Consider the following 22,510-nt stretch of genomic DNA (forward strand, 5'->3'; position numbering starts at 1 on the left):
CTGTGCACGTCCGCGGGTGAGGCCCTCCCGCCGGAACTGCACCGCCGGTGGCTGGACACCTTCGGCGTCGAGGTCGTCGACGGGATCGGCTCCTCCGAGGCCTACCACATCTTCCTGTCCAACCGCCCGGGCCGGTCCCGCCCCGGGAGCCTGGGCGAGGTCGTGCCGGGCTACCGCGCGCGGGTGGTGGACCACGACGGGAACGAGGTGCCGGACGGCGAGGTCGGCCGTCTGGAGATCACCGGAGAGCCGGTGGCGCTCGGATACTGGCGCGAGCCGGACAAGAGCGCCGCCACGTTCGTCGCCGAGCACACCGTCAGGTCGAGCGACCTGGTCGTCCGCCGCTCCGACGGCTCCTTCGAGTACCGCGGGCGGGTGGACGACCTGCTGAAGATCGGCGGCGTCTACGTGGCCCCCGCCGAGATCGAGAACTGCCTGCGCACGCACCCGGCGGTGCTGGAGTGCGCGGTCGTGGGCTACCAGGAGGACGGCCTGACCCGTTCGAGGGCCTACGTGGTCCGGCGCGGCGAGGTCACGGCCGACGAGCTGCGGGACTTCGTCAAGGAGCGGCTCGCCCCGCGCAAGTACCCCCGCGACGTCCGCTTCGTGGACGCGCTGCCCCATACGTCGTCCGGCAAGGTGGACCGCCGTGCCCTGCGGGACGGCCACGAGGCGCCCGTCACCGCCCCGGAACCGACCCCGGCCGCCGCCGCGCGATCCCTGTGAAGGAGAGGCACCCATGGACTCCGGCAACGCACCCCTGCTCACCTACTCCACGACACCGGCTCCGGCCGGGGCGCCGCCTCGCCGGTCCTCAGGGGCGGACGGGAGCGGCGAGACGCTGTTCGGCACGGTTTACCGCACCCAGGAACTCTGGTTCACCCAGCTGCTGCACGAGCTGACGGTGCTGCAGGTCCGGCTGGCCGCCGGCGACTGCGCCCGCGCCCTGTCCGCCCTCGACCGGTCGCTTCGCGTGCTGAAGGCCGCGGTCGCCCAGATGGAGATCATCGAACCGCTCGCCACCCCCCGGTTCGCCGCCCTGTGCACCACCGCCCGCTTCCGTGAGGTGGAGGCGGTCCTGGGGCAGCGCCACCCCTGGATGTACGAGCACCACCCCGAGGAGAACGAGGCGGGCAGGAGCATCCGCGCGGCGATGAGCCGGCCATCGGTCTTCGACGCCTTCCTGCGCCTGCTCGTGGCCGAGGGCTACGCGGTGCCGTACGAGCTGCTCTGCCGGAACGTGTCCGCGCCGCTGAAGCCCTCGCGGGAGCTGCAGACGGTGCTGGTGCGGGTCTACCAGGACGACGGGATGGCGGCGCAGCTCTGCGAGCGGCTGACCGACCTCGACGAGTGCTTCCAGGAATGGCGTTATCGCCACCTGTCGATGGTGGAGCGGACGATGGACGGCGAGCACGCCCCCATCTCCTCCCACGCCCAGGCGTTCACGCCGGTGTTCCCCGATCTGTGGACCATGCGGAGCCTGACGTGAACGACCAGTCGGCGCGGCTCGCGCCCCATTACTCGATGTTCGGGGTCGAACGGCGCCTGCTCCTGACGGGCCACTCCCACCAGGCGTGGCCGGACGTCGCGCTGGAGGGCCAGATCGAGGCGTTCCACGACGCCGCCGCAGACGCCGACGCCAAGTGGGGCCGGGCCATGGAGAAGGCGGAGCTGGTCAGGGAGGGGTTCCGCGCTTTCCTGCACGAGCCGTCCGCGGAGCTCGCCCTCGGCGGCTCCACGCACGAGCTCCTGCTGCGCTTCCTGTCCGCCCTCGACCTGCGCGGCCGGCCCCGGCTCGTCACCGGCGACGGGGAGTTCCACACGATGCGGCGCCAGCTCGGCCGGCTCGCGGAGGAGGGCGTCGAGGTCGTCAGGATCCCGGCCGAGCCCGCGGACACGCTGGCCGAGCGGATGGCCGAGGCCGTCGACGACCGGACCGCCGCCGTCCTGGTGTCGGCGGTCCTCTTCGAGACGGCCCGGATCGTGCCGGGGCTCGATCGCCTCGCCGCCGCCTGCCGCCGGCGGGGGACGGAACTGCTCGTCGACGTCTACCACGCCCTGGGCGCCGTGCCGTTCTCCTCGGCGGACCTGGAGTCCGCGTGGGTGGTCGGCGGCGGTTACAAGTACCTCCAGCTCGGCGAGGGCAACTGCTTCCTGCGGATCCCCCCGCACGCCGCGACGTTGCGGCCCGTGATCACCGGATGGTTCGCGGAGTTCGCGGAGCTGGATGCCGCCCCGCGCCCCGGCGGCGTCGGCTATCCGGAGGGCGCGGCTCGCTTCGCGGGGGCGACGTACGACCCGGTGAGCCACTACCGCGCCGCCCGGGTGTTCCGGTTCTTCACCGAGCACGGGCTCACCCCGGGGTTCCTGCGGGAGGTCTCGCTGCGCCAGGTTGGGCTGCTGGCGGAGCGCTTCGACGCGCTCGACGCCCCCGATCATGTCATCACCCGCGACCGCCGGGGCGCGCCCGAGGACTTCGGGGGGTTCCTCGCGCTCCGCTCCCCCCACGCCGCGCGGCTGCGCGAGGGCCTGGCGGCCCGGGGCGTGCTGGCCGACAGCCGCGGCGAGTGGCTGCGGCTCGGTCCGGCGCCGTACCTGTCGGACGCGCAGCTCGCGGCCGCCGTCGACGCGCTCGGCGCCGAGATCGCCGCGCTCGGCGCGCACACGCGTGTGGTCCCGCCGGACGTGCGGCGGGACCACGGGACGGCGCGGCAGGGCCCGGAGTGGCGGGACCCCTACACGCGGGCGGGGGCGAACTGACCGGGCGTACGGCCGGCGCCCGCCGGCCCGCGGTACGCCTGGGCGATGTCCAGCCAGCGCTCGGCCTCCTCGCCGACGGCGGTGACCGCGAGATCGGCCCGGTGCCGGCGCCGGGTCACCAGAAGGCAGAAGTCGAGGGCGGGACCGCTGACGCGCTGCCGGGCGTCCTCCGGGCCGTACGCCCACACCTCGCCGGACGGCGCGGTGATCTCGAAGCGGAACTCCTCCGCCGGAGGCGTCAGGCCGCGCGAGAGATAGCCGAAGTCGCGGGTCAGCACGGCGAACACGACGAGGTGCGGCAGCCCCTCCGACCACCCCAGGTCCACGCCGAGGGTGTCGGCGACGTCCTGCCCGTGGGCGAACTGCTCCATGATCCCGGCGGAGGCCAGCACCACCGGGGGCAGCGGGTTGACCAGCCAGGGCACGTTCTGACCCGCCGGGACGGCGGCGAGCGCCCCGGTCACCCTCTCGCGCTCGGCCCGCCACCGGGCGAGCAGCACCTCCGGCGTGTCGTTCTCGTAGTCCTTCAGCGCCGCGTTCACCGCCGCGTCGAAGTTCCCCTTCGCCGGCGCCGTCATCGCCTCGAACGCCGCGGCGTCGCTCGCCGCCGTCGCGGCCAGCCGGAAGACGAAGGTGAGATGGGCGATCTGGTCCCTGATCGTCCATCCGGGCGCGGGGGTGGGCAGCCGCCACTGGTCCGCGTCGAGGCCGGACACCAGGCGGTCGAGCTTCTCGCCTTCTGTGGCGAGGTCCTTGAGCACGGTCTCCAACTGGGTCATGCGGGACGTCCTCTCACTCGTGGTCGGATCGGGATGCGTGTGCGGCCGGCCGGGCGACGGCCCGGGCGCCGACCCGGCGGGCCGCGGCCAGGCTCGCCCACGAGACCAGCTCGACGAGGGCCCGATCTTCCGGCGTCCCGCGCCGGAAGTCGTCCACGACGCCCTGGTCGACCTGGTAGGAGGCCATCGCGGTGAGCAGCGCGAGGCGGCCCGCCGGGCGCTGCGTCTCGGGCAGGGCGCGGACGGCCTCCGCGGCCCACGCGCGGCTGGGTCCGGGAGGCGCGCCGTCCCACTCGTCGAGCAGGGCGCCGACCAGTTCGCGGACCGGTTCCGGCACGGAACGGCGGCCGGCGGCGTCGGTGGCCGCGGCGGCGCGGGCGAACGCCTTCGCGATGCGCGGCGAGCCGTTCGCCCAGGCCAGTTCCGCGAGCGGCGGCGCCGCGGGCAGCAGGTCGAGCGACAGCCCCGGGGTTCCGGCCCTGCGCGCGGCCGGGCTCATCACCAGCCCGAACAGCCGCATGAGACCGGGACGTGCCCGCGCGGGCACCTCGGGCGGCAGCGGCGAGTCACCGAGGAAGACGTTCACCATGCGGTTGAGGTAGTGGAAGACGACGGCGACCGCGACCAGTTCCGCCGCCTCGGCGGGCGACCCGGGCGGGCGCCGCGCGGTTTCGCGGCGGCCGAGGTCGCGTGCCCACTCGGCCACGTCGCGGATCGCCGGATCGTCGACGACCTCCAGCCGCCCTGCGGCGATCTCCGCGGCGTGGCGGCCGCGGGTGAGGCCCCGCAGTGTCGCGGCGTGCACGTCCACGCAGTAGGGGCAGCGGTTGCCGTGCGACACCGCGGCGGCGACCGCCTCCTTGACCGGCCTGCCCACCGCTCCGGCCGCGAGCAGAGACTCTCTCAGCATCGTCCAGCACGCCGCGAGGGACTCCGGTGCCGGAGAGTGCAGGATCACCGGCGGCGCCAGCATGCCGAAGTCCCGCTCGACCTGCGCGTACACCGCGCGTACGTGCTCGGGGGCCGCGCCGGGCGGCACGGGGGTGACGTGCCTGACCTGCGCCAGCGAGCCGGACAGGGTCGCCCGGGTGAGGATCGCGCCCATGGCCGGTCACCTTTCCTATTTCCGCATGAGAGTGGGGACCAGTTCGGCCACCCCGCGGCGGCCGCTCGTGGCGCCGTCAGGCGCGGGGGCTCCGTACGTGACCTCGACGCCGCGCTCGCGGGCGGCCCGTACGATGCCGGGGACCGCGCGCTCGGCGAGCGCCGCGATGGTCATGGCAGGGTTGACGGTCAGCGCCGTCGGCACGGCGGAACCGTCGGTGACGAAGATGCCGGGGTGCCCGCGCAGCTCGTTGCGGTCGTCCAGGGCGGAGGTGGCGGGATCATCGCCGATCCGGCAGGACGAGAGCGGGTGCACGGTGTACGCCCCGACGACGTCGTTGGTCCAGGCGGTGACCTCGGCCAGGCCGTCGCGCTCGAGGATCTCCTTCACCTCGGCGTCCGCCATGGCCCAGGCCCGGAGCGTGGTCTCGGCCGGGTCGTAGCGCAGGCGGCCGACGCCGAGCATCTGCTGGGAGATGCGGTCGGCGTTGCCGGCGGCCGGCGGCGGCCCGAAGACGCCCTCGTTGGCGTCCTCGATCATCTGGAAGATGATCAGCCAGGACTGCCAGCGGCTGAGCATCTCCTTCTTCCGCACGCCGAACCAGGAAGGGCCGACGGCGTCCGCGACCTGGGCGAGGATCGTGCCGAGGCCGGGCGGGAAGTACAGCTGCTCCAGGGAGTAGCGGGTGAACTCGGGGAGCGAGCCGTCGAGCCGGTCCCAGTTGGCCACGGTGGGGCCCTTGCCGATCTGGTTGGCGGCGTAGGCCAGGCCGCCCTCCCGGGTGAGGCCGAGGACCTCGCGGACCCGGTCCTCGTTGAGCACCGCGGTGTTCAGGCGCTCCCCGTTGCCGGAGAAGTACCGCCCCACGCCGTGCGGCATCCGGCCCAGCGCGGCCTCGCTGCGCTGCAGGATGACCGGCGTGGCCCCCGCCCCGGCGGCGAGTACGACGATCTTGGCGTCGATGGCCCCGCCGGCGCTGCGGATCCGGTAGTCCTCCTCGTCGATGAGGTCGTAGTGGACCCGGTAGGAGCCGTCGTGGTTGCGCTCGATGCGCTGCACCTCGTGCAGCGGCCTGATCCGCGCGCCGTGGGCGAGGGCCGCGGGCAGGTAGTTGAGCAGCAGCGACTGCTTGGCGTCGAACTTGCAACCGGCCATCATCCAGTTGCAGTTGGTGCACCGGTTCCGGTCGACCGCCGCGGGGACCGGGTTGGCGGTGCGGCCGGAGTGGTCGCAGGCGGCGGCCCACAGGCCGCCGGCGTAGGTGACGTCGTCCCAGTCCTGCTTGGTGATCGGGATCGACTCGGCGACGCGGTCGTACCAGGGGTCGAGCGTGTCGCGGCTGACCGACGCCGGCCACACCCGCCGCCCGAGGCCGCCCTGCCGTTCGAAGACGAAGCGCGGGGCGCGGGGCATCGCGGCGAAGTAGACCACGCTGCCGCCGCCCACGCAGTTGCCGCCGAGGATGCTCATGCCTTCGCCCACGGTGAAGTCGAAGATCCTCGTGTACGACGACCCGAGCATGAAGTCCTGCTCGAAGTCCTTGGCGGTCAGCCACGGTCCGCGCTCCAGGATCTCGACCTTCGCGCCGCCCGCGGCGAGGTGGTAGGCGGTGATCGCTCCGCCGAAGCCGCTTCCGACCACGAGGACGTCGGTACGCTCTGTGCTGGTCATGCGGGGCTCCCTGAGGGGGTCGTGTCCGGGTGCAGGCGGGCCAGCGGCCGGCCGTACGAGAACGCGGGGAAGCGCCACAGGCCATCGGCGCCGGGGGCGGCGATGCCCATCGCGCGCAGGCCGGGGTGGCCCGCGGCGATCGCCTCGGCGGTGTGCATGTGGGCGGCCGAGTCGTAGGCCATATTGCTGAACAGCGCGAGCAGGATCCAGAACGGCTTCTCCGGGTGGTCCGGCGCGGTCAGCCGCGCCACCAAGGCCGTACGGTGCTCGAACGGGAGCGCCACGAACGGCGGGACCGACGCGTCGAGGACGAGACCGGCCTCGTCCGCGTAGGCCGACGCGTGCTCGTTCAGCAGGCGGGCGTAGTCGTCCAGCCCTTCGGACACACCGGTCGCGTTCCATTGCAGCAGCTCGATCGCACCGGCCTGCACGGCGCCGCCTCCGGCCGCCGCTCCCGCCACGGCTCTGTCGCCGGGGTGCCTCTTCTCCCCCGGGATGATCGTGTCCGCGAAGGCTTCCAGGGTGATTGTCCTGATGCTGTCCTCTGCTGGGGTTCCCGGCGGCATGGGCGTTCCCTCATGTCTCAGTTCGACTCAGGTCGTCCTCATCGTCCGGGTTGTCCGACGGACGGTGCATCTTCCGGCGTGCCGTCCGGCACGACCCGAGCGCAATCACGAAGGTGTGCCGGTCGGGCACGGGGTGCGACATTCGGTGGGATGTCATCTGCGGACCCCTGAGTGTTGAAGAAGCGCCGTCTTCGCGGGTGGGGCGACAACGCGGCCAGGCGACCATCTGGGCCACGCGCGGCGGGACACGGCTTTCGAAACACGACGAGGAGGAAACGATGTTGCTGACCGGTGTCCCGACGAGAGAAGAGCTCGTCCGGCGCGTATCGGAGCTCGTGCCCGCTCTCCGGGAGAACGCGGGCTGGTCGGAGGAGAACAGGCGCCTGCACGACGACACGATCGAGGCCCTGGCCGGGGCCGGCGTCTTTAAGCTGCGGGTCCCGGCACGCTACGGCGGCTACGAGGCCGACACCCGCACTCTCGTCGAGGTGGCCGCCGAGCTGGCGAAGGCCGACGGCTCCACCGCGTGGACCGCCTCCGTCTACTGGATCCCGACCTGGATGGCCTGCCTGTTCCCGGACGAGGTGCAGGACGAGGTCTTCTCGACCGAGAACGTGCGCATCTGCGGCACGCTGAGCCCGAGCGCCATGGCCGACCCGGTGGACGGCGGCGTCGTCGTCAACGGCAAGTGGGGCTTCGTCAGCGGCACCTGGCACGCCCACTGGCAGGAGATCATCGCGGTCCGGATGACACCGGAAGGCCCCTTGCCGATCATGGCGCTGGTCCCGATGTCGGACCTGAAGATCGTGGACGACTGGCACACCTCGGGCCTGCGCGGCACCGGCAGCGTCAGCACCGTCGCCGAGAACGTGTTCGTCCCCGCCGAGCGGATCCTGCCCCTGCCGGCCGTCCTGACCGGGCAGTACGCCTCGCGGCTCAACGCCGGCAGCCCCATCTACCGGGCGCCGCTGCTGCCGGTCGCCTCCGCGTCGTCGGTCGGCACCGTGCTCGGCCTGGCGAAGGCCGCGAGGGAGGCGTTCTTCGCGCGCCTGCCCCAGCGCAAGATCACCTACACCGACTACGCCTCCCAGGCCGAGGCGCCGCTGACCCACCTGCAGGTCGCCGACGCCACCATGAAGATCGACGAGGCGGAGTTCCACGCCCACCGGCTGACCGCCCTCGTGGACGGAAAGGGCGAGTCGGGCGAGCAGTGGTCCCTGGAGGAGCGGGTCCGGGCGCGTGCGGACATGGGCGCCGTGGTCCGCCTGGCCAAGGAGGCGGTGGACATCCTGGCGGGGGCCAGCGGCGGCTCGTCCATCTACACCGACGTGCCGATCCAGCGGATCGCCCGCGACGTGAGCAGCGTCAGCCTGCACGCCCTCATGCACCCCAACACCAACGCGGAACTGTACGGCCGGGTCCTGTGCGGCCTGGAGCCCAACACGCTCTACATCTGAGCCGGGCGCCCCGGCCACCACGCGCGGCTTCCGCGGCCCGACGGCGTGCCGCGGAAGCCGCGCGCACACGTTCTGAGGAACAGGAGTGGAGAGCACGATGACCGAACCACGATGGAGGTTGACGGTCGACCGGCGGAAGTGTCACTCCTCCGGCTTCTGCGTCGGGATCGCCGGTGACCGGTTCGAGCTCACCCCCGGCGGCGCGCGGCCCGTCCGGGAGGACATCCCGGAGGACGAGGACGTCCTGGAGGCCGCGGAGTGCTGCCCGCTGCAGGCCATCCGGGTCGCCGACCTCGCCACCGGCGCGGAGATAGCGCCGGAGCCGGTCTGACCGCCCACCCGGGCCGCCCCTCTTCTGCCGGAGGCCTCCCCACGCCGGGCGTGTGGGGAGGCCTTTCGCCGTCACGGCGGGAGCGACCCCGCGAGGGAGAACGTACGAGGACGTGTCACTTCCAGGAACGACGCGGCCCGCCGGCCCGGGGGACGGCCCGTTCCGGGCGGGAGGACACGTGTGCCCGGGCCGGGAGGGCGTCTCACCGGTCCGGGCACGCGTACTCGTCGCAGGGTGGGCCTGGTCACACGGTGGTCACACGGCGGCCGCCTGGGCCGCCTCCGCGACCTTGCGCGCCAGTGCGCGCGCGTCGGGGTCCTCCTCGAAGATGTCGCCCACGTCGATGGACACCCCGAGCTCCTCCTCGATCCGGGAGACGAGGCGCACGGCCGAGATCGACTCCCCTTCCAGGTCGAAGAAGGTCGCGCTCTCCATCCCGTCCGGGACGTTGAGCACGTTCTTCCAGATCTCCGCGACCTTCTCCTCGATCTGCGAGAGGCTCGGCTCGCTGGGACGGTTGCCATTCATCCGGTGTCCTCCCAATTTCCCGCAAGCATCCATGAGGGGCGCGTGAGCGAATTCCGCCACGTAAATTCCCTGATTTATACAATCATGTCCGGATGAGGCAATTCATCTCTGAGATTGCCGGTTCGAAAGGGCACCCACGCAAAAGTCCCGTGGACCCCGCCGAGCGGGTTCCACGGGACCTTACGCCGGCTCCCCCGGCTACGGCAGGGGCGGGATGTTCTGGTTCAGGTGGAAGAAGTTCGTGGGGTCGTACGTCGTCTTGACGGCCCGGAGGCGGTCCCAGGTGGCCCCCGGGTAGGCCGCGCGGATCCGCTCCTCGCCCTCGTCGGCCAGGAAGTTGACGTAGGCGCCGTGGTCGCTCTGCCGGAGCTCGTCGGCGAACTCCGCCACCCACGCGTCGTGGACGGGCGCGTCCTGCGGGTTCTCGTAGATGGCGGCCAGGTTCACCATGATCCGGCTCTTCCGGTGGGCGAACGCGGTCGCGTCGACCGGCACCCGCGCCATGGCACCGCCGAGCACGCGCAGCTGCGTGGCGGCCATCGAGGCGGTGGACGACGTGAGGCGCTTGACGATCGTCTCGGCCGCCTGCCGGTCGATCCTGTCGGCGAACATCGTGAGAGAGGAGGCGACAGGGTGGAAGCCGGGATCCTCGGGCGGGTAGACGCCGGAGTACGGCATCTGCTGCACCATGTCCGCGAGCGGCGCGGCGATGGCGCGGAAGGGGGCCAGGACGCGCTCACCGTCCTCCTGCGGCCCGGCGAAGACCATCATGGCCATGATCACGAGCGAGCCGTGGTGCTCGGGGGCCAGGAACGGCATCGGCGGGGCGGGCATGATGTTGGCGATGGTGGACAGTTCCTCGGGCGCGGCCTCCGCCTGCGTGACGAACGCCTCGATGGTCTCGGCCGTCGCGGGCAGGATCAGGATGCCCCCGTAGATCGACTCGAGCTCGTGCAGGCGGAACTTGAGCCGGGTGACGACCCCGAAATTGCCTCCGCCGCCGCGGATCGCCCAGAACAGGTCCGGATGGGTGTCGGCGTCGGTGTGCAGGATCTGCCCGTCCGCCGTCACGACCTCGGCGGCCAGCAGGTCGTCGATCGTCAGACCGTGCTTGCGGACGAGGTAGCCGACGCCGCCGCCCGTGGTGAGGCCGCCGAGTCCGACGGAACCGGTGTCGCCGAATCCGGTCACCAGGCCGTGGGCGACGACGGCGTGGGTGTACTCGCCCGCGCTCATGCCGCCCTGCGCCCACGCCGTGCGGCCCTCGACGTCGATGTCGAGCTCGCGCATGTCGCGCAGGTCGAGCACCAGGCCGCCGTCGATGACGCCGTGCGCGGCGTTGCTGTGGCCGCCGCCGCGGACGGCCAGTTCGCAGCCGTTCTCGCGGGCGATCGTCACGACCCGCGCGACCTGCGCGGCGTCCTTCGGCCGGACGATGACCGCCGGCCTGCGGTCGAACTGACCGGGATAGACCGCGCGCATCTCGTCGTAGCGCGGATCGTCGGGAGTGACGACCTGCTCGCCGAACTCCGCGAGCAACTGGTCGAGAGGGACGACTGTGTGATCGAAGGAAGTTGACACGTGGGGTTCCTTATCCATCGGACACATTACTCACAAGCAGATCCGGCGGCGGCCGGCGTTTGTTCGGCGCGTCGTGGACGGATACCTCGTCCCGCGCCTTCACCGGACGCTTCCGGGGGCACGTCGGTAAACGACGGCAGGTGTGAGGCATCGGGGCCTCCTCACCAGGAGACCGCCTTTCGCCTCGCCCGCGACTTTCCATGGATGTTCCACGCTATCCAACTATCGGCCCCAGGGGGGCGACATGCTTCTTCTAAATTGCTGAATTAACGACGCCAGAAATCGGACAAAAAGCCCCGACAAAACCCATTTGCCCTGGAACCGTCAGGCGGCCAGCGACTCCACCTTCGCGGCGCGGGCTCGCACGATGAGCTCACGCCCCCGGTTGCCCCGGACGAGAAGGTCGGTGAGCGGGTCCGTGGGCGGGTCGCCGGCGGCGCCGCCCCTCCCCCGCAGCGCGGCCGCGGCCATGGCGAGGTCCTCCACGAGCTGCTCCAGAACCGTCGCGACGGCGTCCGCGTTCTGCTCCAGGATGTCGCGCCACAGCCCGCTGGCGCCCCCCGCGATCCTGGTCACGTCCCGCAGGCCCTGGCCGACCAGCGAGAGGGTGGTCTCGTCGGCGTCGGCGAACCTGGCCGCGAGCGCCGACGACACCAGGTGGGGCACGTGCGAGACCGCGGCGGCGACCCTGTCGTGAGCGGTGGCGGGCAGCAGTACGGTCTCCGCACCGCACAGCCGCACCAGCTCCGCCACGGCGGCGAGCGTCTTCGGCGACGTGGCGGGATGCGGGCACAACGCCCAGCTCCGGCCGGCGAACAGGCTCCCCCTGGCCGCCGCGGGGCCGGAGGACTCCCCTCCGGCGAGGGGGTGGCCGGGAACGTACGTGGCGAGGTCGCACCCGGCGGCCTCCGCCTCGGCGAGGAGCCGGCCCTTGGTGCTGGCCACATCGGTGTACACGGCGCCGAGCCCACGCGCCTGGGCGTCCCGCAGCACGCGCGGTACGGCGGACGGCGGGGTGGCGACGACCACGACGTCGGCGGCGGGGTCGCCGGGGCGGTGCGGCAGTCCCGCGCCCAACCGCTCCGCGTGCTGCACGGCGCGCAGGTCCCGGTCGGCCAGGTGGACGTGGACGCCGGCGGCCCGCAGGGCGAGCGCCACGGAGGTGCCGATCAGGCCGCAGCCGAGCACGAGGACGCGGCGGAGTGAAGCAGACATTGATCATCCCTTGTCGAGGTGCCCTTCGGGGGCACGGCCGGCGGGGAAGGCACGGGCCCCGGCCGGGCGGCGCGACACCGCCGCCTTCCGGCCGGGGACCCGTTCACCGGCGATCGTCGTACCGCCGCGGCGGCGCGACCAGGTGGGGACGGCGGCAGCAAGGTGACACCGGATTCCGGTTCCTGCCATCGCAGAGCCCCCGTGAACGCGACATCCCCCCGCCGCGCGAAGATCGCGGCGAGGGGATGCGGAGATCGGTGAGCGGACGCTCAGCCGTTGAAGAAGTCCTTCAGCACGGGGGTGAGCGCCTCCGGGCTGACGTCGTGGGCCTGGCCCTCCAGAACCCGGTACTCGGCGTCCCGGACGGTCTCGGACACGGCCTTGGCCCCCTGGCGCAGCCACTCGGGGCTGTTCTCACCGGCCAGGGCCAGGGTGGGAATCGTGATCCCGGCCAGCCGCTCGGCGGGCAGCCTGTTGCCCCTGCCCACGACGGCGGCCTCGTACGGAAGGGTGTGGGCCACGGCCTCGACGTCAGGCCAGAACGGCTGGGTACGCATCCCGGCGACCATCTCGGCGGGCACCTCCGACGCCTGGACCATGAAGAGCTCGACCGCGTCGCCGCGGCGTCCCTCCTCGATCAGGGCGCTGAGCTGCTCCTGGAAGTCGTCCGGGAGCGGGGCGCGGCTGTCACCGACGATGTACGGAGGCTCGTAGACCGCCAGCTTCGTGATGGCAAGCCCGCGGGCCGCCGCCTCCAGCGCGAGCGCGCCGCCCGAGGAGCCGCCGAAGACGAAGGCCTCACCGCCGGCGTCCTTGATGAGGGCGGCGAGGTCCTCGATCTCGCGCTCGACGGCGTAGTGCTCGTGGTCGCCGCTGCCCCCGCGACCGCGCCGGTCGTAGTTGTAGACCGTGAAGTGCGGCGACAGGGCGGCGGCGAGACCACTCCAGGTCGGGTGGCTCCGATCGGTGAAGCCGCCCTGCACGAAGATCACCGCCGGTCCCTCGCCCGACCGATCGAACGCGATGGTGGTGCCGTCCGCCGATGTTGTGTGAGTCATGTGGGATTTCTCCGAATTGTCGCGGCTGTCCGGAATAGGCCGCGAGGACCGGGCCATTGCCTTTCCTCAGCCGGGCCCTCAGGCACAGTTTGAAGTTATAGCCTGCCCGGCCCCGATGCCGAGCGTCTTCTTCCATCGTGCTCACCCCGGAAACGTATCGATTTTCTCCGGCCGTGCAGCATTTCGCGGCTCCCATCGCGTGTAACCGTGGAATGCCGTCACCATGAGCGCCGGGCGGTGCAGACCATCCGTCCGCCGCCCGGACCAGAGGCCCCACGATCGCGAAAGGTTCGAGAACGTGACTGCAGACGACACACCGCGCAAAGCCGGCCCGCGCGAGTGGATCGGCCTCGGCGCGCTCGCCCTGGCCACCCTGGCCGTCTCCTTCGACGTCTTCGTCCTGCTTCTGGCGCTGCCGCACCTGAGCACGAGCCTGGGCGCCGGCGCCACCCAGCAGTTGTGGATCGTCGACATCTACGGATTCATGGTCGGAGGCTTCCTGATCACGGCGGGCTCCCTGGGAGACCGCATCGGCCGCCGCAGGCTGCTGCTGATCGGGGCGGCCGGGTTCGGCATCGCGTCCGTGCTGTCGGCGTACGCCACCGACCCCGTCATGCTCATCGCGGCGCGCGCCCTGCTCGGCGTCGCGGGCGCGACGCTGGCACCGTCCACCCTGGCGCTGATCAGCACGATGTTCGGCGACGACCGGCAGCGGGCGCTGGCCATCGGCATATGGGCGGGCTGCTTCACGGCGGGCGCGATCATCGGCCCGGTGGCGGGCGCCGTGCTGCTGGAGAGCTTCTGGTGGGGCTCGGTGTTCCTGCTGGCCGTGCCGGCCATGGCGCTGCTCCTGCTGGTGGTCCCGTTCGTGGTGCCGGAGTCGCGCAACCCCGACGCCGGCCGACTCGACCTGGCGAGCGTGGCCCTGTCCCTGGCCGCCGTGCTGCCCGCCGTCTACGGGATCAAGGAGCTGGTCAGATACGGCTGGCGGCCGCTGCCGCTGGTCGCCCTCGTGGTCGGACTCGCCTTCGGCGCCGCCTTCGTACGCCGCCAGCGCCGGCTGGCCGATCCGCTGCTCGACCTCCGCCTCTTCGCCAACCCCACCCTCACCGTCACACTCGTCGCCGCGCTGCTCTACACGATGCTCACGGGCACGACGCTGGTGTTCGTCACGCAGTACTTCCAGTCGGTCGACGGGCTCTCGCCGCTGCAGTCGGCGCTGGGCCTGATCCCCGGCATGGCGGTCAGCACGGTGAGCATGCTCGTCGCCCCGATCCTCGCGCGCCGGTTCCGCCCGGGTCACCTCATCGCGGGCGGTCTCGCCGTCGTGGTGGCCGGGCTGCTGATCCTCACCCAGGCGGACGCCGCCTCGGGCTCGGCCCCCCTGGTGACCGGGTTCGCGGTGTGGTGCCTCGGCGGCGGCCCGCTCCTGGCCCTGGGCACGCACCTGATCGTCGGCGCCGCGCCGCCGGAGAAGGCCGGCTCGGCGTCGTCGCTGACCCAGGTCAGCAGCGAGTTCGGCTACTCCCTGGGCATCGCGACGGTCGGCACGCTCGGCGTCGCCGTCTACCGCGCCCAGATCGAGGTGCCCGGCGCGGTGCCCCCCGCCGCCGCCACCGCCGCCCGGGAGAACATCGACGGCGCCGTCGCGGCGGCCGGCCGGGTGCCCGCCGAGCTGGGCGAGCAGCTGCTCGCCGCGGCCAGGGACGCGTTCACCACCTCGCTCAACAGCGTCGCCGCCGTGAGCGCGGCCGTCATGGCCGTCGTCACCGTCGTGGCGCTGGTCCGGCTCAGGCACATCCCCCCGCTGGGCGCGCAGCCCGAGGCCGCCGGGCCGGACGCCGCGGGCACGGCCGGAGACACCGCCGACGGCAGCGCGGAGAAGGCCGCGGCCGGCCAGGTGTAGCCAGGGGCACGACGGCAAAGGGCCGCCGGCCGGGGAGACGACCCGGGCCGGCGGCCCGTCCCGTCCCGTCCAACACGAGGTGCTTTGCGGCCCTTGACACGCGGCAGAGGTCTACCTACGTTTACAAGCATTAGCTTGTACAAGTTATTGCTTGTACATCCGAGAGGAGACCGGGATGACCAGCACCACCAGCACGCGGGCCGAGGACTTCACCGCGGTCCTGAACCTCCCCTCCAGCCCCGAGACCGTGTCGGCGCTCTTCACCTCCGCCGCCGGCGTCAGCCGCTGGTGGGGCCCGACCGAGGGCGATGGAACGGTCGGCGGCACGCTCGTCACCAGCTTCGGCGACCACGGCGTCAACGCGATGCGCGTCCTCGAAGCCGGGCCCACCCGCGTGGTCTGGGAGTCCATCACGCCCGACGGAACCACACCCACCGGACACACCCAGGAGTGGCTCGGCACGACGATGGAGTTCGACATCGTCCCCTCCGGCACCGGCACAGAGCTCCGCTTCCGGCACGCCGGCCTGACCACGCAGCTCGAGTGCTGGGACTCCTGCGTCGCCGCCTGGACGTACTTCATGGCGAGCATCGAGACCTTCGCCAAGACCGGCACCGGCACCCCGTTCGGGGCCTGAGATCCTAGTCCGATGGCCGAGCAGAAGCAGCCGACGTCCGCCGCACCCGATGCGGTGCTGCGGGCGCTCGCCGACCCGCACCGTCGACAGATCCTGCGCCTCGTCCAGCACGCCGAGCTGCCCGCGGGCCAGATCGCGGCGAGCTTCACTCTCACCCAGCAGGCGGTCAGCCAGCACATCGGCGTGCTCAAACAGGCCGGTCTCCTCACCGAGCGCCGCGAGGGAACCCGCCGCCTCTACGCGCTGCGCCACGAGTCGCTCGAGCCGGTGCGCGAGCTGCTCTCCGAGTTCTGGCCCGACGCCCTCAGCCGCCTGAAGCAGGCCATCGAGACGGACCATCCCCGACCGCCGAAGAGGTAGCCGTGAGCGCACAGATCCGCAAAGACGTCATCGTCGCGACCGAGCACATCAAGGCACCGCCCGAGGTGGTCTTCCCGTACTTCACCGACCCCGCGCTCATCGTCAAGTGGATCGGCGACCGGGCCGAGCTCGACCCGCGGCCCGGCGGCGTGTTCTCGCTCGACATGGGCGAGGTCGTCGCGCGCGGTGTCTACATCACCGTCGAGCCGCCGTACCGCGTCGTGTTCAGCTGGGGCATCCCCGGCAACGACGCGCTGCCGCCCGGCGGATCGACCGTCGAGGTCGTGCTGACCCCTGACGGCGACGACACGATGGTCGTACTCACGCACCGCGACCTGCCGTCGGCCCACATCGGCAACCACCGCGCCGGCTGGGAGCACCGGCTCGGGCGGCTGCGCGCCGCGGCCGGCTGACCCGGCCGCACGGTGGTGGACGCGAGCGCCGGGCCGTACCTGCCGATCGGGGTACGGCCCGTGCCCTGAGCGGCCCCCATGGTCACAGCAGGGCGGACGTGTTCGCCATGGCGTCGCCGAGGAACAGCCCGGCCGGATCGACCCGCGCGCGGACGCGGTCGGCGGCCGCCACCTGCTCGGCGCCGAGATGCCCCTGCGGCTGGTCGAAGGTCTCCACGAAGGTGGGGGCCGTGCGGCCGGTGTCCCACGGCCGGAGCGCCGCCCGCACCTTCGCGCAGTGCCGCCTGATCGTCTCCTCGGCGGCCGGGCCGTCCGGCGCCCCCGCGCCCGAGTAGGCGTAGCGGGCGTCGAGGTGCCCGAGCGCGCCCGCGCCCGGGACCGGGCGGGAGATCGCCCCGCCGAGCTGGCGCAGGCCCGCCAGGATCAGAGGCGAGCCCGAGCCCTCCCCCGTCACCCGCAGGAACGCCCGCTCGCCCTCCTCGTCGAGCTCCCGCAGGAGCAGGTGGTCGCCGAGGATGGGGACGGGGTCCGCCGGATCCATGTGCGTCTCGAGCACTGCGGCCGGTGTGGTGAGGTGCCAGGTGTCCAGCACCGGCTCCGCGACGGCGCGCAGCGGCCCGAGGAGGTCCTCCGCGTGCCGGCGCGCCGTCGCCACGTCGTCCTCCGACTCGCACAGCACCGCGCCGTCGACGCACAGCATCGTGCCCCGCGACAGCACGTCCGGCACCTCCGGCACGCGCGGAAGGTTCATCATGCGGAGGGAGGTGGACGCCTCCGGCGGCGCGTCCAAGGTCCACCTGCGCCACGCCGACAGCAGCCGGGCGGCGTGGGCCGCGGGCCAGAAGGCCGCCCCGGTGACGACCCGGGCCACGGGGAACAGGTCGATCTCGATGGCGGTGACGACGCCGAATCCCCCTCCCCCGCCGCGCAACGCCCAGAACAGCTCCGGGTCCGACGCGTCGTCCACCCGGCGGACCTCGCCGTCCGCGGTGACCAGCTCGACCGCGCGCACGGTGTTGACGGCGAGACCGACCTTCCTGCCGTAGAAGCTCAGGCCGCCTCTCAGCAGGTAGCCGACGACGCCGACGGTCGGCGACGAGCCGTGCGCCGCGGTCAGGCCGTGGGCGGCGGCCGCCTCGACCACGGCGCCCCAGCGGGTGCCCGCCGGGATCCACGCCCTGCGCCGCGCCGCGTCGACCTCGACCGGTCCGTCCAGCAGCGTGCGCACCAGAAGGTCGCGGCCCATGGGACGGGCGGCGGCGGACTGGTGCCCGGTCGTGTGCGCCCGCACGCCCAGGCCGTTCTCGCGGGCGTACCGGACGGCCGCGCGGACCTGGTCCACGGTCCGCGCGGTGATCGCCGCGGCCGGCCGCACCGGCGCGTGCAGGTTGAAGACCGCGGTCGCGGCCTCGTACTCCGCCGTCCCCGGCGGCGTGACGCCCGGGTCCCGCCCGGCGGCCCGGGTCGCCGCTGCGCCGCTCACCGCCGTACCGCGGTGACGAAGACGAACGTGCCGGGACCGGACAGGTCCTGGACGGTCATCCCGGCGCCGTCCAGCCATTCGGCGATCCGGCCGATGTCGAACAGCAGCATGCCCTCCGGGCGGCTCGGGAAGTGGTGGGACTCCTGGAAGTGCCGCTCCACCGGGTCGTCCGAGAACCGGAACGTCATCATCGTGAAGGTGCCGCCGGGCCGCAGGCACCGGCCCACCTCGCCGATCACCCGCTCGGCGTCCTCGGGGAACGCCTGCAGCGCGTTCCAGCACTGCACCGCCCCGAGGCTGGCGTCGGCGAAGGGCAGGGCCAGCGCGTCGCCGAGGACGGCCGGCACGTCGGCGAGCCTGCGCCGCAGCACGTTCAGCATGGGCAGCCCGGCGTCGAGGGCGATCACCCGCTCGGCGCCGACGGTCCGCGCCAGGACCTCGGTCCACCTGCCCGCGCCGGCGGCGAGGTCGAGCACGGGCCCGTCCACGGGCCGCACGTGCTCCGCGATGTAGGCGTCCTCGTCGTCCCACGTGACCTCGTCGCCCCAGTTGGAGCCCGCCACCCGGAGGAAGGCCGGGCGGAGCACCGACTCGTAGTACAGGCCCATGCTGGGCATCTCGGCGAGCTTCTGCAGCAGGTCGGCGGTGACGTCGTCGGCGACGTCCGCCGTGTCCCGCACGCCTGCGGACAGGTCGAGGATGCCGTGCGCGATGGGGTAGGAGGTGGCGCACCGGTCACACCGGGCGCCGGTGTCCCTCAGCTCGAAGGCGCCGCCGCAGCCCGGGCAGCGCAGCGCCCCGGCGTGCCGCCGGAAGATGTCGGCGGCCACGGGGGACGGGCTCGTCCGCAGCCTGTCGTCGATCGGCCGCGCCTTCGAAGGGGCGGGGGTCCCGTTGCGGGCCGCCCAGTAGGCCTTCGCGCCGGTGTAGGCCAGCACCGTCTGGGTGTCGTAGTCCCAGTTGGCCCTGACCTGCTCGGGGGTGAGCTCGCGGATCCACCGCTGGTCGAACTTGCGCTCTGTCTCGTCCAGGGACCACACCGACGGCGCGGGCCAGCACCGGCCGAGGTCCGGGTCGGCGGGGTCCAGGAGCCGCAGCGTCCGCTCCAGCCTCGTCAGGTCCTCCTCGTCGAGCGCGGCCTCACCCGCGGCGGCGAGGATCCGGTCGCGGTCGGCGGGGAAGTGCGACAGCAGGTAGAGGAGGGCGAGCGTCAGCGGCGACCGCGAGTCGCCGCCGCGCAGCAGGTCGAGGTAGCGGTCGAGGCCCTCGCGGACCGCGGCGGCCACCTCGCCGCCGCCGTCCTGGATGTCGGTCTCGGCGAGCAGGCCGAGAAGCACGGCCAGCAGCCCCCGGCGGTCGTCGCCGGCGCGGTCGAGTAGCGCGATCAGAGCGGGCACGGTGGACTCGGCGAGGGCTGTCGGCGCGCCCTCCGACCACAGGGCCCCGGTCAGCCGCTGGAACTCGGCGTCGAGCCGGTCGGGGGCGGCGTTCTCGAACGAGTCCAGGAGGTCGGCCACGGCGGGGGTAATCGTGGCAACGCTCATCGGCGAATCCTTTCCATAAATGCTCGAAGGCATGGATCGGCCATATTCCGCGTGGACCGGCAACCACGTGTTGAACTCGAATAGACCCGCGATCGCGAAACGTCCGCGGAAATCATCGCACCGGCGGCCTTACGGGTCTTCTCCCAGTGTGCTGGACACTTTCCGGCGGCCACCAGGCCACATATGAATGGCCGCGCATGAGCATTCCATGAGATGCGCAACCGCGCGGCGGCGGTGTGAAGTGACAGCATGAGCGAATTCGCGGATATCGCCGTACTCATTACCGGCGGCGGCAGCGGCATCGGCCTGGCCACCGCCCGGAGTCTGCTGAAGGCCGGTGCGCGCGTCGCGCTGGCCGGGCGTGACGAGGACCGGCTGGAGGCCGCCGCCCGGGAGCTCGGGCACGGCGAGCGGCTCCTCACCGTGCCGGCCGACGTGTCCCGTTGCGACGACCTGGACCGGCTCATGGACCGGGTGGGGGAACGGTTCGGCGGCCTCGGCGGGGTCTTCGCGAACGCGGGCGTGCCGTTCGCCTCGCGGGCCGCGGACATCACCGAGGCGGACTACGACCTGGTGGTCGGGACCAACTTCAAGGGCACCCTCTTCACCGTCCAGAAGGCCCTGCCGCTGCTGCGCGACGGCGGATCGGTGGTTCTGAACGGGTCCTGGCTCGCACACCGCGGCGCGGCCATGGGAGCGCTGTACGCCGCCAGCAAGGCGGCGGTGCTGAGCCTGGCGAGCACGCTCGCCCCGGACCTGGCCGAGCGCGGCATCCGGGTGAACGCCGTCACCCCCGGCCACGTCCAGACGCCGATGCTGGACGTCGTCACCGGCAACCAGGAGCAGGTGCGGGAGTTCTTCCGCGGCCAGGTGGCGCTGGGCCGCATCGGCGACCCCGAGGAGATCGCGGAGACGGTGCTCTTCCTGCTGTCGCCCCGCTCCTCGTACATCACCGGCCAGGAGATCGTCGTCGACGGCGGCCTGGTCGGCTCCATCCCCAACTGAACTCCCTCCGGCCCGCCTGAGGGTTCCCCGCTCAACGCCCCGACCGGCAGCCGGTCCGCGTACGTGGACGACGATCCGCCTCCGGTCAACAGATCAATCCAGAAAGTCGTAGGAGGTAACGGGATGGGCGACGGGATCAAGACTCGCGCCGTGGTTCTCGGAGGCAGTCTCGCCGGCCTGTTCGCGGCCAGGGTGCTCTCCGACGCGTACGACGAAGTGCTCGTCGTGGACCGGGACCTGCTGGCCGGGGTCCAGGAGCCCCGCCGCGGCTGCCCGCAGGGCAAGCACATCAACGGCCTGCTGACCGGTGGCCAGCGGGCCATCGAGCAGATGTACCCGGGCATCACCGAGGAGCTGTTCGCCGACGGCGTGCCGAAGGGCGACCTCGGCGGGACCGTCCGCTGGTACATGCTGGGCAAGCGGCTGCAGCAGCAGACGGCGGACATGCTGTGCGTGGGCGCCAGCCGCCCGAAGCTGGAGTACCACGTCCGTGAGCGCACGCAGGCCCTGCCCAACGTCAGGCTCGTGGAGCAGACCGACATCCTCGGCCTGGAGGCCACGCCGGACCGCAGCCGGATCACCGGCGTGCGCGTGCAGCGCCAGGGCCAGGACGTGGAGGTCCTCGACGCCGACCTCGTCGTCGACGCCACCGGGCGCGGCTCGCGCACCCCGGTCTGGCTGGAGGAGCTCGGCTACCCGCCGGTGCCCGAGGACCGCAAGAAGATCGGCCTGGGCTACGTGACGCAGTACTACCGGCTGAACTCCGACCCCTACCAGGGCGACCTGTCGATCAACGTGGTCGCGCACCCGGGCCTGCCCCGCGGCTGCATCTTCGCCAAGACCGAGGGCGACCGCGTCGAGATGACGACCTACGGCATCCTGGGCGACCACCCGCCGACCGACCAGGCCGGCCTGTACGCCTGGATCGACTCGCTCGGCATCCCGGAGTACACCGAGGCGCTGCGCGACGCCGAGCCCCTCACCGAGCCGGTGGCGTTCCGCTTCCCGACCACGATGCGGCGCCGTTACGAGGACATGCCCCGCTTCCCCCAGGGCCTGCTGGTCACCGGCGACGCCGTGACCTGCTTCAACCCCGTGTACGCGGGCGGCATGACGGTCGCGGCGAAGTCCGCGCTGGTCATCCGCGACCACCTGCACACCGGTGCCGCGCCCCGGCCGCTTGAGTACTTCCGCGACCTGGCCAGGACCGTGATCGACCCGCAGTGGGAGATGACCAACACCGTGGACCTCAGCTTCCCCGGTGTGGAGGGCAAGCGGACGTTCAAGGTGCGCCTGGCGCAGGCGATGGCCAAGCGGACGATCATCGCCGCCACCAGGGACGGCAAGGTCACCGCCGCGTACATGCGGGCGGCCGGCCAGGTGGAGCGTCCCGAGACGCTGCAGCGCCCGGCGATGCTCCTGCGGATCCTGCTGCAGTCGCTGCGCGGGCCGAAGACGCTGCCGCCGCGCGGCGTCGTCCGGCGCCAGCGGCAGACCGTGTAGGAGGCGCGCCGCAGGGGCCGTGCCGCGTCCCGGCACGAGCCGCCGCGCAGAGCGCACGCCGCAAGATGCGTGCCGGGAGAACCGGCGACCACACTCCGAATGCGGGGACGGCCCCGGGCGGATCCTCGATCCGGCCCGGATCCGCCGTCCCCGCCCCTTCCAGCGATCGTGAAAGGGACCGAACCATGTCACCCGTCAGCTCTTCCCCCACCGTCGTGGACGACGCGACGGCCATCCGCGAGGTGCCCGGCCGCATCATCGAGGCCTGGAGCGGCAACGACGCCGACGCGTTCGCGGAGGTCTTCACCGAGGACGCCACGATGATCCTCCCCGGCGTCTTCGTCACCGGGCGCGAGCAGATCCGCGCCTTCATGGCGGGCGCCTTCGCCGGGCCGTACAAGGGCACCCGGGTCACCGGCGAGCCCGTGGTGGCCAAGTTCCTCGGCGCCGACGCGGCCGTGCTCGTGACGCGCGGCGGCGTCCTGGCCCCCGGCGAGACCGAGCCCGCCCCCGAGCGGGCCGTCCGCGCCACCTGGGTGCTGTCCAAGCAGGACGGCCGGTGGCTGCTCACCGCCTACCAGAACACTCCGATCAACGCGGCCTGACGC

22 protein-coding genes are annotated in these 22,510 nt (G+C 72.6%); 12 read left to right on the forward strand and 10 right to left on the reverse strand.

Annotation, left to right across the window (positions count from 1 at the left end; translation table 11 throughout):
- The 3 genes from Msi02_RS37995 to Msi02_RS38005 all read left to right on the forward strand — a co-directional run.
- The coding region (locus Msi02_RS37995; RefSeq protein ID WP_204052615.1) for an AMP-binding enzyme at positions 1 to 726 on the forward strand (726 nt) is incomplete at its 5' end.
- A 13-nt stretch (positions 727 to 739) separates the two neighbouring features.
- Positions 740 to 1,489, forward strand: a complete 750-nt coding sequence (locus Msi02_RS38000) for a tryptophan 2,3-dioxygenase (protein WP_079320825.1) — start codon at positions 740 to 742, stop codon at positions 1,487 to 1,489.
- Positions 1,486 to 2,760, forward strand: a complete 1,275-nt coding sequence (locus Msi02_RS38005) for a kynureninase/PvdN C-terminal domain-containing protein (RefSeq protein ID WP_204052616.1) — start codon at positions 1,486 to 1,488, stop codon at positions 2,758 to 2,760. Before Msi02_RS38000 ends, Msi02_RS38005 begins: the two co-directional genes overlap by 4 nt.
- Here Msi02_RS38005 and Msi02_RS38010 read toward each other — a convergent pair.
- From Msi02_RS38010 to Msi02_RS38025, 4 genes are read right to left on the reverse strand one after another with little or no spacing between them, the layout of a single operon-like run.
- A complete protein-coding gene (locus tag Msi02_RS38010; RefSeq protein WP_204052617.1) occupies positions 2,736 to 3,539 on the reverse strand; it encodes a TIGR03084 family metal-binding protein in 804 nt (267 codons plus the stop codon). The two genes, Msi02_RS38005 and Msi02_RS38010, sit on opposite strands and share 25 nt — an antisense overlap.
- Before the next feature lie 13 nt (positions 3,540 to 3,552).
- On the reverse strand, positions 3,553 to 4,644 hold the full coding sequence (locus Msi02_RS38015) for a carboxymuconolactone decarboxylase family protein (protein ID WP_204052618.1): 1,092 nt from the start codon (positions 4,642 to 4,644) through the stop codon (positions 3,553 to 3,555).
- A gap of 15 nt (positions 4,645 to 4,659) precedes the next feature.
- Complete coding sequence (locus Msi02_RS38020) at positions 4,660 to 6,315, reverse strand: GMC family oxidoreductase N-terminal domain-containing protein (protein WP_204052619.1); 1,656 nt, start codon at positions 6,313 to 6,315, stop codon at positions 4,660 to 4,662.
- On the reverse strand, positions 6,312 to 6,881 hold the full coding sequence (locus Msi02_RS38025) for a DUF5987 family protein (protein ID WP_204052620.1): 570 nt from the start codon (positions 6,879 to 6,881) through the stop codon (positions 6,312 to 6,314). Before Msi02_RS38025 ends, Msi02_RS38020 begins: the two co-directional genes overlap by 4 nt.
- Positions 6,882 to 7,159: 278 nt before the next feature.
- Here Msi02_RS38025 and Msi02_RS38030 point away from each other — a divergent pair, with 278 nt between their 5' ends.
- Together Msi02_RS38030 and Msi02_RS38035 are read left to right on the forward strand one after the other, a co-directional pair.
- Entirely contained in the window at positions 7,160 to 8,338 is a 1,179-nt protein-coding gene (locus Msi02_RS38030) for an acyl-CoA dehydrogenase family protein (RefSeq protein ID WP_204052621.1), read from the forward strand.
- Positions 8,339 to 8,435: 97 nt separating this feature from the next.
- Positions 8,436 to 8,669, forward strand: a complete 234-nt coding sequence (locus tag Msi02_RS38035) for a ferredoxin (protein WP_204052622.1) — start codon at positions 8,436 to 8,438, stop codon at positions 8,667 to 8,669.
- A 255-nt stretch (positions 8,670 to 8,924) separates the two neighbouring features.
- Here Msi02_RS38035 and Msi02_RS38040 read toward each other — a convergent pair whose 3' ends face one another.
- From Msi02_RS38040 to Msi02_RS38055, 4 genes are all read right to left on the reverse strand, one after another.
- Positions 8,925 to 9,197 (reverse strand): acyl carrier protein, encoded by a 273-nt coding sequence (locus Msi02_RS38040; protein WP_079320828.1) that lies wholly within the window; start codon positions 9,195 to 9,197, stop codon positions 8,925 to 8,927.
- A gap of 198 nt (positions 9,198 to 9,395) precedes the next feature.
- Entirely contained in the window at positions 9,396 to 10,778 is a 1,383-nt protein-coding gene (locus tag Msi02_RS38045; protein WP_204052623.1) for an FAD-binding oxidoreductase, read from the reverse strand.
- A gap of 324 nt (positions 10,779 to 11,102) precedes the next feature.
- The gene (locus Msi02_RS38050) at positions 11,103 to 11,993 is read right to left on the reverse strand and encodes a prephenate dehydrogenase (RefSeq protein ID WP_204052624.1); all 891 of its coding nucleotides are present in this window, start codon (positions 11,991 to 11,993) and stop codon (positions 11,103 to 11,105) included.
- A gap of 269 nt (positions 11,994 to 12,262) precedes the next feature.
- Positions 12,263 to 13,051, reverse strand: a complete 789-nt coding sequence (locus tag Msi02_RS38055) for an alpha/beta fold hydrolase (RefSeq protein WP_079319013.1) — start codon at positions 13,049 to 13,051, stop codon at positions 12,263 to 12,265.
- A gap of 298 nt (positions 13,052 to 13,349) precedes the next feature.
- Between Msi02_RS38055 and Msi02_RS38060 the strand changes: the two genes are divergently transcribed.
- The 4 genes from Msi02_RS38060 (at position 13,350) to Msi02_RS38075 (ending at position 16,367) form a co-directional block, all read left to right on the forward strand.
- Positions 13,350 to 14,957: an MFS transporter gene (locus Msi02_RS38060; RefSeq protein WP_239109131.1), complete on the forward strand. Its 1,608-nt coding sequence runs from the start codon at positions 13,350 to 13,352 to the stop codon at positions 14,955 to 14,957.
- A 175-nt stretch (positions 14,958 to 15,132) separates the two neighbouring features.
- Positions 15,133 to 15,594: an SRPBCC family protein gene (locus Msi02_RS38065; protein WP_204052626.1), complete on the forward strand. Its 462-nt coding sequence runs from the start codon at positions 15,133 to 15,135 to the stop codon at positions 15,592 to 15,594.
- A 12-nt stretch (positions 15,595 to 15,606) separates the two neighbouring features.
- Positions 15,607 to 15,954 (forward strand): ArsR/SmtB family transcription factor, encoded by a 348-nt coding sequence (locus Msi02_RS38070; protein ID WP_204052627.1) that lies wholly within the window; start codon positions 15,607 to 15,609, stop codon positions 15,952 to 15,954.
- A 2-nt stretch (positions 15,955 to 15,956) separates the two neighbouring features.
- Positions 15,957 to 16,367 (forward strand): SRPBCC family protein, encoded by a 411-nt coding sequence (locus tag Msi02_RS38075; RefSeq protein WP_204052628.1) that lies wholly within the window; start codon positions 15,957 to 15,959, stop codon positions 16,365 to 16,367.
- An 82-nt stretch (positions 16,368 to 16,449) separates the two neighbouring features.
- Here Msi02_RS38075 and Msi02_RS38080 read toward each other — a convergent pair whose 3' ends face one another.
- A complete protein-coding gene (locus Msi02_RS38080) occupies positions 16,450 to 17,850 on the reverse strand; it encodes an FAD-binding oxidoreductase (protein WP_239109132.1) in 1,401 nt (466 codons plus the stop codon).
- A complete protein-coding gene (locus Msi02_RS38085; RefSeq protein WP_204052630.1) occupies positions 17,847 to 19,394 on the reverse strand; it encodes a class I SAM-dependent methyltransferase in 1,548 nt (515 codons plus the stop codon). The genes Msi02_RS38080 and Msi02_RS38085 overlap by 4 nt, the downstream gene beginning before the upstream one ends.
- A gap of 249 nt (positions 19,395 to 19,643) precedes the next feature.
- Here Msi02_RS38085 and Msi02_RS38090 point away from each other — a divergent pair, with 249 nt between their 5' ends.
- The 3 genes from Msi02_RS38090 (at position 19,644) to Msi02_RS38100 (ending at position 22,507) form a co-directional block, all read left to right on the forward strand.
- Entirely contained in the window at positions 19,644 to 20,399 is a 756-nt protein-coding gene (locus Msi02_RS38090; protein ID WP_079319010.1) for an SDR family NAD(P)-dependent oxidoreductase, read from the forward strand.
- A gap of 123 nt (positions 20,400 to 20,522) precedes the next feature.
- On the forward strand, positions 20,523 to 21,902 hold the full coding sequence (locus Msi02_RS38095) for an NAD(P)/FAD-dependent oxidoreductase (protein WP_204052631.1): 1,380 nt from the start codon (positions 20,523 to 20,525) through the stop codon (positions 21,900 to 21,902).
- Between the two features lie 185 nt (positions 21,903 to 22,087).
- On the forward strand, positions 22,088 to 22,507 hold the full coding sequence (locus Msi02_RS38100) for an SgcJ/EcaC family oxidoreductase (protein ID WP_079319009.1): 420 nt from the start codon (positions 22,088 to 22,090) through the stop codon (positions 22,505 to 22,507).
- The last annotated feature ends 3 nt before the right edge of the window (positions 22,508 to 22,510 follow it).

The sequence above is a fragment of the Microbispora siamensis genome (assembly GCF_016863095.1).
GTDB lineage: Bacteria > Actinomycetota > Actinomycetes > Streptosporangiales > Streptosporangiaceae > Microbispora > Microbispora siamensis.